The following is a 14,499-nucleotide window of genomic DNA, read 5'->3' as shown; positions in this document are numbered from 1 at the left end:
CGAGCCTGGTCGCTCGCGGCCGAGAAACCGCCGCGGTCGCAAATGATGCGGGTGATTTCGCTGGTGAGGCGCGTTTTCTGCGACGGCGGCGAGTGTGTGGTCTGGCGCGGAGTCGCGGCGGGAGCGGGGTGCCGAGGCACGCGGCGCGGTGACGGCCCGCGTGGGGCCGGCACCGCGCCGGATCGGCCGCGCGTCAGCGTGCGACGAGGTCGCTGGCGCCGCCCGCGACGACCGGGACGTCGTAGCGGCGCGGGGTGCCGAAGCGGTGCGCCGTGATCGAGACGGCCTGCTCTCGCAGGAACGGGAGCATCTCGACGCGGCCGGCCGAGGTCACGTCGCCGTCGTAGATCGCGACGTTGGGGGAGCCTCCGGTCGCCTCGATGATCACCGCGGCGTCGCCGCCCACGAGCCGGATGCGCGCGCCGGTCTGAGCGAACGATGCGGCGCGCTGCGCCCAGGCCGCGGCGCCCTCGACGCGCACCTCCGCACCCGTCGACACGATGAACGACGCGACCTCGCGCGGCAGGGCCTGCGGGGCCGACACGTCGATCGGCGCCCCCGTGCGGGCCGCCGCGGCGACGACCCGGATGAGCTGCGCGAGCCCGTCACCCTCGTACCGAACCGTGACGGCGGTCGGCACGTAGCGGAGCACGTTCTGCTCGAGCTCGAGCGCCTGCATGTCGCGGGCGAGGCCGAACTCGCCGCGCCACGCGACCCGGTCGGTCGCGAGCGCACCCGCGAGCCAATCCCGGTCGTCGCCGGGGACGGCGTCGAGCGCCCTGCGCGCGATGTCGTCGCCCGCCGCGCTCCCGCCGCTCGCGGCGTTGGGGCCGCCCTGGTCCTCCGGACCGAGCCCGGCGCTCGAGCTGCCGGACACGGGCGCGTCGCGCCACGTGCCGAGGCCGAACAGGTAGCTCGGGCCGCCCGCCTTGGTGCCGGCGCCGACTGCCGACTTCTTCCAGCCGCCGAACGGCTGGCGCTGCACGATCGCGCCCGTGATCACGCGATTGACGTAGGCGTTGCCCGCCTGGATCGACCCGAGCCACTGCTGGATCTCGGCCTCGTCGAGCGAGTGGAGGCCGCTCGTCAGGCCGTAGTCGACGGCGTTCACGATCCGGACGGCCTCCTCGAGCGTGTCCGCCTCGATGATGCCGGCGACGGGCCCGAAGTACTCCGTCATGTGGAACTCGCTGCCGGGCTTCACGCCCTCGCGCAGGCCCGGCGACCACAGCGCGCCCGAGTCGTCGAGGCGGCGCGGTTCGAGCAGCCATCGCTGGCCGGGCTCGAGTTGCGTGAGACCGCGCAGCAGCTTGCCCTCGGCGGGCGCGATCACCGGCCCGATCCGGGAGCCCTCGTTCCAGGGCATGCCGACCTCGTAGCCGCCGATCGCGTCGAGGAGCTGCCGGCGGAAGCGGTCGCTGCGCGCGACCGAGCCGACGAGCACGATCAGCGACGCCGCCGAGCACTTCTGCCCTGCGTGGCCGAACGCCGAGTACGCGACGTCCTTCGCGGCGAGGTCGAAGTCGGCGCTCGGCGTGACGATGATCGCGTTCTTGCCGCTGGTCTCGGCCAGCAGCGGCAGGTCGGGTCGGAACGAGCGGAACAGCTCCGCGGTCTCGTAGGCGCCCGTCAGGATGGCCTGGTCGACATCCGGATGCGCGATCAGCTTCGCGCCGAGCGCGCGGTCGTCGAGGCTGACGAGCCGCAGCAGCTCGCGGGGAACCCCCGCGCGCCAGAGGGCCTCGGCGACGACGGCGCCAGTCCGGGCCGACTGGCTCGCCGGCTTGAAGACGACGGAGGAACCGGCCGCGAGGGCCGCCAGTGCGCCACCGGCGGGGATCGCGGCGGGGAAGTTCCACGGCGGGATGACGGCGGTCACCTGCGACGGCACGTACTCGGCGCCGTCGACCTCGGCGAGCAGCTCGGCGCTGCGGGCGTAGAAGTGCGCGAAGTCGATCGCCTCGCTCACCTCGGGGTCGCCCTGCTCGATGACCTTCCCGCACTCGGCACCCATCACCTCGAGCAGGTCGGCGCGGCTGCGCTCGAGCTCGTCGCCCGCGCGGTGCAGCGTCTCGACGCGCTCCGCGAGCGGCAGGGCGCGCCATGCCTCGGCGGCCGAGAGCGCCCCTGCGACGACAGCGTCGAGCTCCTCCGGCGTGTGTACGGCGGCCTCCTCGAGCGCCGCGATGCCGAGCCGCGAGCCCTGCATCCGCGACCGGATACCGGCGGCCCAGTCGCGGTTCGCACCGACGGCGGGGTCGGTGTCGGGTGCCCCGTGGAACTCGCCGCGCGGGCCGGCGGGCGCCGGCTTCGCGCGGTCCATCACACGGTTCGGCGCGGGGACAGCGCTCGGCATCATCTCGATCGAGGTGAGGAAGCGCTCCTTCTCGCGCTCGAACAGCTCCTCGCTGGCGTCGAGCTCGAACACGGCCGACATGAAGTTCTCGCTGCTCGCGCCCTCCTCGAGGCGCCGGATGAGGTACGCGATCGCGACGTCGAACTCGCCGGGGTGCACGACGGGCGTGTACAGGAGGAGCTCGCCCACGTCGCGGCGCACGACGGCGGCCTGCTGGGTGGCCATGCCGAGCAGCATCTCGAACTCGATGTCACTTCCGACGCCGAGCGGGATGCCCCGCTGCTCGGCGAGGAGCTTCGCGAGCGCCACGTCGAAGAGGTTGTGGCCCGCGACGCCGATGTTCACGTTGCGCACGCGCTCGGGCGTGAGCGCGTAGTCGAGCACCTGCTTGTAGCCGGCGTCGGTGTGCTGCTTCGACGGCCACGTCGCCATCGGCCAGCCGTGCGTTTCGGCGTCGACCTCCTCCATCGGCAGGTTGGCGCCCTTGACGACGCGCACCTTGACCGGCTGACCGCCGTTCGCGACGCGCTCGGCCGCCCACTCCTGGATCCGGATCATCGCCTCGAGGCAGTCGGGCAGGTACGCCTGCAGCACGATGCCGGCGCGGACGTCGCGGAACTCCTCGCGGTCGAGCACGCGCTGGAAGACGTCGATCGTGAGGTCGAGATCCTTGTACTCCTCCATGTCGAGGTTGAGGAAGGTGTCGTGCTCGAGCGCCGCGCGGTACACGGGCGCGAGCGCCTCGACCGCGTCGGCGACGGCCTCCTCGTGCGCCCACAGGCTGTGCGGGGCGACGGTCGATGACACCTTGATCGATACGTAGTCGACGTCGTCGCGCTCGATGAGCCGGATGGTGCCGGCCACGCGCTTGGCGGCCTCCCGCTCGCCGAGGATCGCCTCGCCGAGCAGGTTGACGTTCAGCCGCGTGCCGTCGCCGCCGATCTTCGCGAGCGCGGAGCCGAGCTTCGCGTCGCTCGCGTCGACGATCAGGTGGCGCACCATGCCGCGCAGCACCCGGCGCGCGATCGGCACGACGATGTGCGGGAATGTCGTCGCCATCGAGCCGCCGAGCCGGATGAGGGCCCGCAGCGGTGCGGGGAGGAAGCCGGGCGCCTCGCGCGAGACGAGCGCGAAGTTGCGGGCGGCGACGTGAACGTCCTCCGGATGCACGACGCCGTCGACGAAACCGACAGCGAAGTCGAGGCCCCTGGGGTCGCTCAGCATGCCGGCGAGGTTGCGGCCGGCGGCATCCGGCTTCTCGCCCCTGGCCTCGACGAGCCACGCGCGCACCTGCGCGATCGCGCGATCGGCGAGGTCGCGGTCGATGCCGTGCGGTGCGGCCGGGCCCGTGCCCGGGGTCTGGGCGGGAGCCTGTGCAGTCATGGGATGCACCCCTTCGTGTTCGTGCGCCTCGGGGCCCGATTCGGGCTGAGGGCGCGGAAATGCGGCGTTCGTCGACGCATCATCTATCGTGCGCGCGCGAGACCATTCGGTAAAGCGAGTAGTTTCGACGTATACCTTTCGGTAGTCTCGAACAATGGCGACCGGATGGAGCACCCACCGCCTGCAGTTGCTGCGGGAGCTGCAGCTGCGGGGAACGATCACGGCCGTCGCGACCGCCCTCAGCTACGCGCCGTCGACCGTTTCGCAGCAGCTCGGGCAGCTCGAGCGGGAGGTCGGGGCCGCGCTTCTGGAGGCCGAGGGGCGGCGCGTGCGGCTGACGGCGGCCGGCGTGATCGTCGCGGAGCACGCCGCGGCGGTGCTGGCACTGGAGGAACGGGCGCGGGCGCGGCTCGACGCGGGCGCCGTCGTCGGGCGGGCCCGCGTCGCCGTGCTGCCGACGGTCGCGCACGCGATGCTCGCGCGCACGCTCGACGCGCTCGCCGAGGCGCACCCCGGCATCCGGGTCGACGTCGTCGTGCTGCCGCCGGAGGAGGGGCTCTTCGAGGTCGAGGCGCGCGGCTTCGACCTCGCGATCGCCGAGCAGTACCCCGGCTTCACGCGCGAGCTGCGCCCCGGCCTCGACCGCGTGGTGCTGGGCTCCGACCCCATCCGGCTCGCCGTCGCGCCCGGCTCGCCCGTGCGCTCGCTGGCGGACGCGCGCGACCAGCCGTGGGTGATGGAACCCGCGGGGACGGCCGTGCGCGCGTGGACGGTCGAGCGGTGCAGGGAGGCGGGCTTCGAGCCGGACATCCGGTTCACGACGGAGGACCTCGTGGCGCAGGCCCGGCTGATCTCGTCGGGCCACGCCGTCGGCCTGCTCCCCGACCAGCTGCGCGCGGGCGAGGACGCGCCGATGCGCGCGATCGCCCTGCCGGGTGCGCCCGTGCGGGAGATCTTCACGGCGGCCCGCGAAGCGGCCGTCGACGCCCCCGTGATCGTCGCCGTGCGCGAAGCCCTGCGCGCGGCGTTCGACGCGGGGTGAGCGGGGTGCGGCCGCGGCGATGCGGCACGGCGGGTCTCGCCGCGCGCCACCGCCCGGCGCCCGGCGCCTGGCACGGCGCCGGCGCGCTCGATAGCGTGGTGCTGTGAAGCACCGCGCACTGTCCGCAGGCCTCCTCGTCGCGCTCGCCGCCGGCACCGCCGGATGCTCCCTGCTCCCGGGCGGCGCCCCGGATGACGAGGCGGCTCTCGCAACGCCCGTCACGCTGGCGGCCGTGACCGAGATCATCGCCGGTGAATGCCCGTCAGGGGAAGACAACGCGATCGACACGTCGTGGCCGGGCGAGGACGGCGCGGCCGAATGCACCGTCCTCAGCAGCGACGAGCGGATCAATATCGTCGATGTGACCGTGCGTCTGGTACCGCTGGGCGAATCGGACCCGGCACAGGAGGCGATCGTGCTGGAGCTCGGCGAGGCCGCGAGCGGAATGGTCGAAGACCTCACGGCCTCGATCGCCGAGAATCAGCCTCCGCAGAATCAGATGGCGATCGTCGTCGACGGCGAGGTCGTGTCGCGGCCCGCCGTGATGGAGCCGATCAGCGGTCCCGAGATCCAGATCACGGGCGGCGGCTCGATGGAGGAGCTCTTCGCCGAGCTCACAGAGTAGGCCGCGCGGCCACGGCGGCGCGCCCTCGTGCGGGGCTCAGGCCGTGCCGCGCACCGCGTTCGCGCTCTCCGCGAGGGCACGCGCGGAAGCACCGAGGCGGGTCTGCTCGTCGCCGGAGAGGCGGAAACCGCGCAGCGGCACGGCTCCGGACGCGTTCACGAGCGAGGGAACGGAGAGCGCGACGCCGTCGATGCCGTGCTCGCCACCGAGCACCGTCGATACGGGGAGGACCGCGTTCTCGTCGCGCAGCACCGCCTCGGCGATGCGCGCCGACGACATGCCGATCGCATAGTTCGTCGCACCCTTGCCCTCGATGATCGCGTAGGCGGCCGTGCGGACCTCCTCCGCGATGCCTGCGAGGTCATCCCGTGTGAAGCTCTGGCCGTCGGCCCCGCGCCATTCCTCGACGGGCACGGGGCCGATCGTCGCGGTCGACCAGACCGGGAAGCCGGTGTCGCCGTGCTCGCCGATGACCTCCGCGTGCACCGAGCGGGAGCTGACGCCGGCGCGCTCCGCGAGCGCCCAGCGCAGGCGCGAGCTGTCGAGCACGCAGCCCGACGCGAACAGGCGCGCGGGGTCTGCGCCCGTCTGCTCGACGGCGAGCGCCGTCAGCACGTCGCACGGATTCGTCACCATGATGACGATGGCGTCGGGCGAGACGCGGACGAGGTCGGGCACGAGCGTGCGCATGATCCGGGCGTTGGTGCCGATCAGCTCGAGCCGCGTCTGTCCGGGCTTCTGCGCGGCGCCCGCCGTGACGACGACGACGTGCGAGCCGGCGGTGCGCTCGATGTCGCCCGTGCCCATGACGGTGCCAGCGCCCGCGAACATCGCGCCGTGCGAGAGATCGAGGCCCTCGGCACGCGCCCGCGCCTCGTCGACGTCGTAGAGGACGATCTCGCGGGACGTGCCCCGGATGAGCATGGCGTACGCGGTCGCGGCGCCCACCGCACCCGCCCCGACGACGGTGACCTTGGTGTTCTGGTTCGCACTCACGGCTCTCATCCTCACAGGTGGGTCCGTGCGGGGGAAGAGCAGCCTACGGTGCCGTGCAGGTGCCGTAGCCGAGTCCGATCCAGTCGAACTCGATCGTCCAGTCATAGGTCACCGTGTCGGAGACCCAGCCGCCGGGGGCGACAGCGGCGACGCTCACCTCGCCGGCGTAGCCCATGCTCCAACCACCCGTGATACCCCACGCGACCGCCCGCGTGTCGGCGGGAACCACGACGGGGTCGCCGCTCGAGAGGAGCGGAAAGCCCTCTGGGGTCGCCCCGGAGTCCCAGGCCGACACAGCGTCGTCCGTGCTGAGCGTGATGACGAACTCCGCGATGTCCACGCCGCCCGTGCCAGGGCTGAGCCAGAGCCGGTTGGGGGCGCCGTTGCGCCCTTCGCAGCTCGTTGCGGGCGCAGCGACCGTGCCGGCCGTGACGGAGGACGTCGCCCTCTCGGAGTCGACCCACGACGCGTCGGTCGGGGCAGTCGACGCGACGGTCGCAACGGCCGTGAGCAACGCGACGGCTCCCACGATCATCCGCGTGTTCATCGCCGGTCCGCTCTCGGCCGGGGCCACAGCCCCCACACGACGAGGCCTGTCGCCGCGATGGCGATCGGGCCGAGCACGCGCGCGTCACCGATCGCCGCGATCGCCGGTGCCACCCCTGGCACAGAGAAGAGGACCCGCCCGACCTCGGTCGCCTCGTACGGCGAAGGGTCGTTCGCGGCATTGGCATCGCCGCGCAGCGTGAGCGCGCGCGCATCAGAGCCAGCGACGGGATCGTTGGCGACGACGCGGTGGGTGACAGGCAGTTGGTCGTCGCCGCGTTCGACCGTGACGACGTCGCCGACGGCCGCGTTCTCGGCGGCGATCGGCATCACGAGCGCGGCCGACCCCGTCGGGATCGTCGGCTCCATGGATCCGGTGCTGAACAGCATCACCCGGAACCCGAAGAACGCCCCGAGCACGGCCAGCAGGACGCAGAGGGTGCCGACGGCGGCCGCGATCCACAGCAGGATGTCCCCGGCGATGCGCAGCGCGCGACGGGAGCCTGTGCGCGGCGCAGCGCCGCGGTGCCGGATGGGTGCGAGGGGCGCTGTCGCGGTGGTCATGATCGTCCTTCCGTGAGCCCTGGTCGTGCGGTGGGGAAGTGCCCGTCCGCTGGCGCGGGGATCGGCCCGCCGGGTCGGACCCGGCGGGCCGACGGGCTACAGCGCGTCGGTCGATGTGCCGGGACGGAGGTCGCCGGGCTGACCAGGGCCCAGTTCTCCGTGCTCCGGCTCGTCGCAGAGGGCATGTCGAACGCCGCCGTCGCGGCGCGGCTGCACATCTCGGAGCGCTCGGTCGAGAGCCACCTGCTCTCGATCTATCGGCGCCTCGGCATCGCAGCCGATGGGCGCAACAGGCGGGTGAGCGCCGTGCTCACGTTCCTCGAGCAGACGGGGCGCACGTGGCACAGGTGAGCGCCGGGCGCGGTCCCGTCGCACGGGGCGACGCGGGCCGTCGGCCGCGTGCGCAGGCCGTGCGGCGCGGCAGGGCGCGGATCGCTGCGCTCGTCGCGGCGGTGAACGTCGCCGCGTTCTCAGCGCTCGTCGCCGAGCAGGCGACGGAGTGGAGCAGCCAGTGGGAGGCAGCGGCACTCGTCTGGTGGGTGGGCGGCGTCACGCTCGTCATCGGTGTCGTCCTCGTCGCACTCATCGCGATCGTGCTCATCCTCATCCGGTCGTGGGCGGTTCGCACGATCGTGGCCGTCGCACTCGCGGCGGTTCAGGCGCTCGTGCGCGCCGTCGTCCTGATGCCGGCGATCACGGCCGGTGACGCGGAGCGCAGTTCTGCGGCTGTCTGGGCGACGGGGGCGACCGGCTACGCGACCGCCTGCGCGACGGCGTTCCTCGTGGCGGCCCTGATAGAGCGCGAGGATCGTGAGCGCTCCCGTCGCCAAGGCGAAGAGGCGAAGGCGAGAGCGGCGATCGATGACCTCGAGCGCGAAGAGCTCCGGGTGCGCCGCGAGGTCGCCGACCGCCTGCACGGCGCCGTGCAGTTCCGCCTCGCCGCAGTCGCGGCCGGCCTCGATCAGGCGGCCGACCGGATGCCGCCGGATGCCGCCGATTGGGCGCCGCGCCTTCGCGACTGGGCGTTCGACCTGGACGAGCTGCGCGAGGAGCACGTCCGCTCGCTCAGCCACACGCTGTTCCCCTCGGGGGCGGACCTCGGCGCGTACGAGGCCATCCGCGCCCTGCTCGACCGTCTGCCGACGACCATCTCGTCGTCGGTCGTGCTCGGGCAGGGGATGAAGGAGCTGCTCCACCGGCACCGTTCGCCGCTCCCTCTGCTCGACCGGCTCGTGTGCGTGTACACCGTGGAAGAGGCCGCGACGAACGCGCTCAAGCACGGCGGGGCGGACCGCCTCACGGTTCGGATCGATGCGAAGCAGAGCGGCGACAGGTGAGTGCTCGACCTGGCGGTCGACGACAACGGGCGCGGGCTCGGCGACGCCGCGCCCGATCTGTCCGGGCTCGCCAGGCACCGGGCGCGCGCGGAGGCGCGCGGCGGGTCGCTCGCGCTGGAGCCGGGGGACGAGGGGGCGCGGCTGCACCTCGTGCTCCCGTTCGATCTGCAGGAGTAGCCGCCGTGCTGTGCGGATCGCCGCGGCCGCCTCAGGCGCGGGCCACCCTGTTCCGCCCGCCCGGATGCCGGGCTCCGCGCGGGCTCGAGGCCTCGGCGCGGAACTCGCCATCCGGGCGGGGACCGCGGCGGCGCGAGCGAGCGGCGCCCCGGGGGCGGGCGTCGCCTACGCCGCCGACCAACCGCCGTCCGACGGCAGGATCACGCCGTTGAGGTTGGTGCCGTCGTCGCTGAGCAGGTAGCTGATCGAGGAGGCGAGCTGCGACGCCTGCGCGATCGACGGGATGAGCGCCATCCCTCGCTGCACCCGAGCGGCGCCGAGCTCCGACGCGAAGGTGCCCTCGATGTTCGTCGCGACGCCGCCGGGTGCGACCGCATTGATGCGAAGGCCGCTGTTCGCGTACATGAAGGCGCTGCTCTTCGTGAGCCCGACGACGGCGTGCTTCGACGCCGTGTAGGCGGCGCCGGCGGCCGAGCCGCGGAGGCCGGCCTCGCTGGCGACGTTCACGATCGCGCCCGTGCCTCGTTCGAGCATCCGGGGCAGGACCGCCTGCATGAGCAGGAACGTGCCCGTGAGATTGACGCCGAGCACGCGGTCCCAGAGGGCGCGGTCGACCTCGTGGGTCGGCTGCATCCTGTCCATGATCCCGGCGATGTTGGCCAGCCCGTCGATCGTCGCGCCCGCCGCGTCGACGATGCCGGCGACGCCCTCCTCGTCGGTGATGTCGGCGACGATCGGGTGGAAGCGCTCGCCGAGCTCGGCGGCGACGTCGTCGAGCCGCTCCCGGCTCACGTCGACGCCGACGACGCGGCCGCCTTCGCGCACGATGCGGCTGGCGGTCGCGCGGCCGATGCCGCTGCCCGCGCCCGTGACGATGAGGTTCTTGCCGTCGAAGCGGCCCTCGGTGATCTTCTCGGTCCACTCCTGGAGCTGGGGACCCTGGGCTGCTGCTGCGTCGCTCATGACGTGCTTCCTCTCGTGCATCGGAAAGACCGGACAACTTCGTCCGGTAGTAGGGTAGTGCCCATGGGGGACGAAAGGGAAGAGGTTCCGCGCGCCAATCGCGGGCCCGCCGCCGCTGCCGACAACCGCCGCGCGCTCATCGCCGCGGCGCGCGAGGTCTTCGCCGAGAGCGGCTACTCCGTCGCGTTCAGCGTGATCGCGCGACGAGCGGGCGTCGGCCAGGGCAGCCTGTACCGTCATTTCCCGACGAAGCTCGCGCTCGCCACGGCGGTGTTCGAGGACGACATCGACGAGATGGAGCGCATCGCGGGCGCGCCCGATTCCACCTTCGACGACCTGCTCGACCGCGTCGTCTCGCAGGCCGCCGTGTCGGCGGCGCTCGTCGAGGCGCTGTCCGCGGAGCGCGACCAGGCCGAGGTCGCCGGGCTGGGCAGTCACCTGCTCGAGGTCGTCGACCGGATGCTCGCGCGCGACATCGCCGATGGGCGGGTCGCCGAGGGCGTCACCGGGTACGACGCCTTCCTCACCGTCTCGATGCTCGCGCGCGTGATCGCGGGGGCGCCGCCCGAGCAGCGCGACGACGTCGCGGAGCGCACCCGGCGCATCGTGGCCGACGGCTTCCGCCCGCGCGGCTGACGCCGGGGCATCGCACCGCGCCGTCCGTCCGCGTCGCAACGAACGCACTCTGCGGGCGATTCTCTGAGCGGAATCTGTCACCGCGGCGATGGAGTCATCGGGTTACCCGCGGTCGCGCACGAGCAGTTCGCCGATCTCGCAGTCGAGCGCATCGCAGATCGCGACGAGGGTCGAGAACCGGATGGCCTTGGCTCTGTCGTTCTTGAGCACCGAGAGGTTCACGATGCTGACGCCGACCCGTTCCGCGAGGGCGGTGAGCGTCATGCCGCGGTCGGCCAGCAGGGCGTCGAGGCGGCAGTGGACGCCGGAGATGTCGGCTTCGGCCGGGGTCACACCAGGCCCTCCGTGTCCTTCTGCAGGCGCCGCCCCGCGCCGAGGACGAACGCGATCGCGATCAGCAGCACCGGCAGGACGATCAGTGTGACGGGGTCGATGCGGGTGGCGAAGCCGAGGCCGAGCTGCTCGGAGATGCCGGCGGACGCCGCCGTCCCCAGCTGGAGCGAGACGCCCTGTCCGACCAGAAGGGCGAACGCGGCCGTCATGAGCAGCGCGGGCATCCGCCGGGCGAACGCGACGCGGCGCGCGACTTGGATGAGGAAGAGTGCGACGAGCACGTAGAACGCCGCCCAGCCGAGGCCGGCGAACACCTCGGAGGCGATGAGGAACGCCCGGGTGCCGGGGTCGACGTTCTGCACCGTGACGTCGATGGCGGACGCCGTGGCGCCCTCGGCGAGCTCCGGTACGGGCGTGTCCGGAAGGCTCAGGCTTGCGGCGACGGGGCCGGAGCCGGACAGCTCGACGACGCGTATCGCGGCGCGCACGAGGCCGTAGGCCGCGAGGGCGATGAAGGCGGTCGCGATGATCCAGAGGGCGATCTGGTCGCTCCTCCGGATCGTCGCGACATCCGGTGACTGCCACTTGCTGGTTCCCACGGGTCTTCCTCTCGGTCAGGTGCTGAACATCCGGATGCCCTCCGCTTCGGCGGCCCCCTGCTTCCGGTTTCACGAAAAACGATAACAACGAATATCGATAAGTCAAGTGTGATCGGAACACAACGCCGTCAATCCGCGCGGCCCGGTCGCCGGATGTTGCGCGATCGCGGGCCCGCGGCCGCCCGGCGGATCCGGATCGACTGCGCTGTGTTCGTCGTGCGACCGCGCCGGCCCGTCATCCGGGATATGCCCACGGCGAACACGGCGCCGCGGCCCGCCATGCCTGGTTACCGTTGAAGCACGGCGCGAGGTGTATGTGGCACCTGGCGCGCAAGGCCTGGCGCCGAAGGAGTGACATGTTCGAGAGATTCACCGACCGTGCCCGTCGTGTGGTTGTGCTCGCCCAAGAAGAGGCGAAGATGCTCAACCACAACTACATCGGGACCGAGCACATCCTGCTCGGCCTCATCCATGAGGGCGAGGGCGTCGCCGCGAAGGCGCTCGAATCGCTCGGCGTCTCGCTCGACGCCGTGCGCGAGCGCGTGCAGGACATCATCGGCCAGGGCCAGCAGCAGCCGACGGGGCACATCCCGTTCACGCCGCGCGCGAAGAAGGTCCTCGAGCTCTCGCTGCGCGAGGCGCTGCAGCTCGGCCACAACTACATCGGCACGGAGCACATCCTGCTCGGCCTGATCCGCGAGGGTGAGGGCGTCGCCGCCCAGGTGCTCGTGCAGCTCGGCGCCGACCTGAACAAGGTGCGCCAGCAGGTCATCCAGCTGCTGTCGGGCTACCAGGGCAAGGAGCCCGTCACGTCCGGCGCCCCGCAGGAGCAGGGCCAGCAGGGGCAGGGCGGCTCGCAGGTGCTCGACCAGTTCGGCCGCAACCTGACGCAGGCCGCACATGACAACAAGCTCGACCCGGTGATCGGGCGCGAGAAGGAGATCGAGCGCGTCATGCAGATCCTGTCGCGCCGCTCCAAGAACAACCCCGTGCTGATCGGCGAGCCGGGCGTCGGCAAGACCGCCGTCGTCGAGGGCCTCGCGCAGGCCATCGTCAAGGGCGACGTGCCCGAGACGCTGAAGGACAAGCAGGTCTACTCGCTCGACCTCGGCTCGCTCATCGCGGGTTCCCGCTACCGCGGCGACTTCGAGGAGCGTCTGAAGAAGGTCACCAAGGAGATCCGCACGCGGGGCGACATCATCGTCTTCATCGACGAGATCCACACCCTCGTCGGTGCGGGGGCCGCGGAGGGCGCGATCGACGCCGCCAACATCCTGAAGCCGCTGCTCGCCCGCGGCGAGCTGCAGACGATCGGCGCGACGACGCTCGACGAGTACCGCAAGCACTTCGAGAAGGACGCGGCCCTCGAGCGCCGCTTCCAGCAGATCCAGGTCGCAGAGCCGGCGCTGCCGCACGCGATCAACATCCTCAAGGGCCTGCGCGACCACTACGAGGCGTTCCACAAGGTGCAGATCACGGACGGCGCGATCGTCGCCGCCGCGAACCTCTCGGACCGCTACGTCCAGGACCGCTTCCTGCCGGACAAGGCGATCGACCTCCTCGACGAGGCCGGTGCTCGCCTGCGCCTGTCGATCCTGTCGTCGCCGCCCGAGCTGCGCGAGTTCGACGAGAAGATCGCCGATGTGCGCGAGCGCAAGGAGGCGGCGAGCGAGGAGCAGGACTTCGAGAAGGCGGCGTCCCTGCGTGACGAGGAGAAGAAGCTCCTCGGCGAGCGCCTGCGCCTCGAGAAGCAGTGGCGCGCCGGTGACATCTCGTCGACCGCCGTGGTAGACGAGGGGCTGATCGCCGAGGTGCTGGCGCAGGCCACGGGCATCCCGGTCTTCAAGCTGACGGAGGAGGAGACCAGCCGCCTCGTCTTCATGGAGAAGGCGCTGCACGAGCGCGTCATCGGTCAGGAGGAGGCGATCAGCGCCCTCTCGAAGACCATCCGCCGCCAGCGTGCGGGCCTCAAGGACCCGAAGCGCCCGTCCGGATCGTTCATCTTCGCCGGCCCGACCGGCGTCGGCAAGACGGAGCTCGCCAAGGCGCTCGCCGAGTTCCTCTTCGACGATGAGAACGCGCTCATCTCGCTCGACATGTCGGAGTTCGGCGAGAAGCACACGGTGTCGCGCCTGTTCGGCGCCCCTCCCGGGTTCGTCGGCTTCGAGGAGGGCGGCCAGCTCACCGAGAAGGTGCGCCGCAAGCCGTTCTCGGTCGTGCTCTTCGACGAGATCGAGAAGGCGCACCCCGACATCTTCAACTCGCTGCTGCAGATCCTCGAGGAGGGTCGCCTGACCGACGGCCAGGGCCGCATCATCGACTTCAAGAACACCGTCATCATCATGACGACCAACCTCGGCTCGTCGGCGATCGCCGGCGGCCCGGTCGGGTTCCAGATCGAAGGCAACGCCCAGACGTCGTACGAGCGGATGAAGGGCAAGGTCGACGAGGAGCTCAAGCGGCACTTCAAGCCGGAATTCCTGAACCGCGTCGACGACGTGATTGTGTTCCCGCAGCTGTCGAAGCCGGAGCTCATCCAGATCGTCGACCTGTTCGTGAAGCGCCTGAACGACCGCCTGCTCGACCGCGACATGACGGTCGAGCTGTCGGAGGCCGCCAAGGAGCGCCTCATCGAGATCGGCTTCGACCCGGCGCTGGGTGCCCGGCCGCTGCGCCGCGCGATGCAGCACGAGATCGAGGACCAGCTCTCCGAGCGCATCCTCTCGGGCACGCTCGACGCCGGCCACCACGTCAAGGTCGATGCCGTCGACGGCGCGTTCACGTTCGACAGCGCGCCGCGCGAGGGCCACGTCGCAGTCGGAGTGCACGCCAACGGCGGCATCTCGGCATCGCCCGAGATCGCCGCGCTCGGCGAGTAAGCCGCACCGGCGCGAGCGCCCCGCCTCCTTCTGGGAGGCGGGGCGCTCGGCGTTTCGGACGGG

General features: G+C 71.9%; 14 protein-coding genes. 7 read left to right on the top strand and 7 right to left on the bottom strand.

Annotation, left to right across the window (positions count from 1 at the left end):
* Positions 1-193: 193 nt before the first annotated feature.
* Entirely contained in the window at positions 194-3,739 is a 3,546-nt protein-coding gene (locus C0010_RS03235) for a bifunctional proline dehydrogenase/L-glutamate gamma-semialdehyde dehydrogenase (RefSeq protein WP_105565631.1), read from the bottom strand.
* 154 nt (positions 3,740-3,893) lie between these two features.
* Here C0010_RS03235 and C0010_RS03230 point away from each other — a divergent pair, with 154 nt between their 5' ends.
* Together C0010_RS03230 and C0010_RS03225 are read left to right on the top strand one after the other, a co-directional pair.
* Positions 3,894-4,781: a LysR family transcriptional regulator gene (locus tag C0010_RS03230; protein WP_105565630.1), complete on the top strand. Its 888-nt coding sequence runs from the start codon at positions 3,894-3,896 to the stop codon at positions 4,779-4,781.
* 103 nt (positions 4,782-4,884) lie between these two features.
* Positions 4,885-5,406 carry a SecDF P1 head subdomain-containing protein gene (locus C0010_RS03225; RefSeq protein ID WP_105565629.1) on the top strand — a complete coding sequence of 174 codons (522 nt, stop codon included), beginning with the start codon at positions 4,885-4,887 and terminating at the stop codon, positions 5,404-5,406.
* A 36-nt stretch (positions 5,407-5,442) separates the two neighbouring features.
* Here the strand turns inward: C0010_RS03225 and C0010_RS03220 are convergent, their stop codons facing one another.
* Genes C0010_RS03220 through C0010_RS03210 form a run of 3 tightly spaced genes read right to left on the bottom strand, consistent with a single transcriptional unit; the run spans position 5,443 to position 7,512 of the window.
* Positions 5,443-6,402 (bottom strand): L-lactate dehydrogenase, encoded by a 960-nt coding sequence (locus C0010_RS03220; RefSeq protein ID WP_105565628.1) that lies wholly within the window; start codon positions 6,400-6,402, stop codon positions 5,443-5,445.
* A gap of 43 nt (positions 6,403-6,445) precedes the next feature.
* Entirely contained in the window at positions 6,446-6,949 is a 504-nt protein-coding gene (locus tag C0010_RS03215; protein WP_158685246.1) for a hypothetical protein, read from the bottom strand.
* Positions 6,946-7,512 (bottom strand): signal peptidase I, encoded by a 567-nt coding sequence (locus C0010_RS03210; protein ID WP_105565626.1) that lies wholly within the window; start codon positions 7,510-7,512, stop codon positions 6,946-6,948. The genes C0010_RS03215 and C0010_RS03210 overlap by 4 nt, the downstream gene beginning before the upstream one ends.
* On the opposite strand from C0010_RS03210, the gene C0010_RS15355 reads away from it, so the two are divergent.
* The 3 genes from C0010_RS15355 to C0010_RS14865 are packed head-to-tail and all read left to right on the top strand — an operon-like array spanning position 7,474 to position 9,026.
* Positions 7,474-7,863, top strand: coding sequence for a helix-turn-helix domain-containing protein (locus C0010_RS15355; protein ID WP_324998169.1), 390 nt, complete (start codon positions 7,474-7,476; stop codon positions 7,861-7,863). The two genes, C0010_RS03210 and C0010_RS15355, sit on opposite strands and share 39 nt — an antisense overlap.
* Entirely contained in the window at positions 7,851-8,849 is a 999-nt protein-coding gene (locus tag C0010_RS03200) for a sensor histidine kinase (protein WP_158685244.1), read from the top strand. The genes C0010_RS15355 and C0010_RS03200 overlap by 13 nt, the downstream gene beginning before the upstream one ends.
* Entirely contained in the window at positions 8,850-9,026 is a 177-nt protein-coding gene (locus tag C0010_RS14865) for a hypothetical protein (protein ID WP_158685242.1), read from the top strand.
* Between the two features lie 165 nt (positions 9,027-9,191).
* Here the strand turns inward: C0010_RS14865 and C0010_RS03195 are convergent, their stop codons facing one another.
* On the bottom strand, positions 9,192-9,989 hold the full coding sequence (locus C0010_RS03195) for an SDR family NAD(P)-dependent oxidoreductase (RefSeq protein WP_198410789.1): 798 nt from the start codon (positions 9,987-9,989) through the stop codon (positions 9,192-9,194).
* A 63-nt stretch (positions 9,990-10,052) separates the two neighbouring features.
* Here C0010_RS03195 and C0010_RS03190 point away from each other — a divergent pair, with 63 nt between their 5' ends.
* On the top strand, positions 10,053-10,625 hold the full coding sequence (locus tag C0010_RS03190) for a TetR/AcrR family transcriptional regulator (protein WP_105565911.1): 573 nt from the start codon (positions 10,053-10,055) through the stop codon (positions 10,623-10,625).
* Between the two features lie 102 nt (positions 10,626-10,727).
* Here the strand turns inward: C0010_RS03190 and C0010_RS03185 are convergent, their stop codons facing one another.
* Together C0010_RS03185 and C0010_RS03180 are read right to left on the bottom strand one after the other, a co-directional pair.
* Positions 10,728-10,958, bottom strand: coding sequence for a helix-turn-helix domain-containing protein (locus C0010_RS03185; protein WP_105565623.1), 231 nt, complete (start codon positions 10,956-10,958; stop codon positions 10,728-10,730).
* A complete protein-coding gene (locus C0010_RS03180; RefSeq protein ID WP_105565622.1) occupies positions 10,955-11,557 on the bottom strand; it encodes a hypothetical protein in 603 nt (200 codons plus the stop codon). The genes C0010_RS03185 and C0010_RS03180 overlap by 4 nt, the downstream gene beginning before the upstream one ends.
* 356 nt (positions 11,558-11,913) lie before the next feature.
* On the opposite strand from C0010_RS03180, the gene C0010_RS03175 reads away from it, so the two are divergent.
* Positions 11,914-14,436 carry an ATP-dependent Clp protease ATP-binding subunit gene (locus C0010_RS03175; protein WP_105565621.1) on the top strand — a complete coding sequence of 841 codons (2,523 nt, stop codon included), beginning with the start codon at positions 11,914-11,916 and terminating at the stop codon, positions 14,434-14,436.
* Positions 14,437-14,499: the final 63 nt, after the last annotated feature.

The sequence above is a fragment of the Microbacterium halophytorum genome (assembly GCF_002970975.1).
Taxonomy (GTDB): Bacteria; Actinomycetota; Actinomycetes; order Actinomycetales; family Microbacteriaceae; genus Microbacterium; species Microbacterium halophytorum.
Note: the sequence above shows the minus strand (reverse complement) of the source record. Positions and strands in the feature narration are given on the sequence as shown.

Excerpts from the sequence above, each read along its gene's own strand:
- C0010_RS03235 (WP_105565631.1), bottom strand. The coding sequence starts at position 3,739 with ATGACTGCACAGGCTCCCGCCCAGACCCCGGGCACGGGCCCGGCCGCA.
- C0010_RS03210 (WP_105565626.1), bottom strand. The coding sequence starts at position 7,512 with ATGACCACCGCGACAGCGCCCCTCGCACCCATCCGGCACCGCGGCGCT.
- C0010_RS03190 (WP_105565911.1), top strand. The coding sequence starts at position 10,053 with ATGGGGGACGAAAGGGAAGAGGTTCCGCGCGCCAATCGCGGGCCCGCC.
- C0010_RS03215 (WP_158685246.1), bottom strand. The coding sequence starts at position 6,949 with ATGAACACGCGGATGATCGTGGGAGCCGTCGCGTTGCTCACGGCCGTT.
- C0010_RS03230 (WP_105565630.1), top strand. The coding sequence starts at position 3,894 with ATGGCGACCGGATGGAGCACCCACCGCCTGCAGTTGCTGCGGGAGCTG.
- C0010_RS03195 (WP_198410789.1), bottom strand. The coding sequence starts at position 9,989 with ATGAGCGACGCAGCAGCAGCCCAGGGTCCCCAGCTCCAGGAGTGGACC.
- C0010_RS03175 (WP_105565621.1), top strand. The coding sequence starts at position 11,914 with ATGTTCGAGAGATTCACCGACCGTGCCCGTCGTGTGGTTGTGCTCGCC.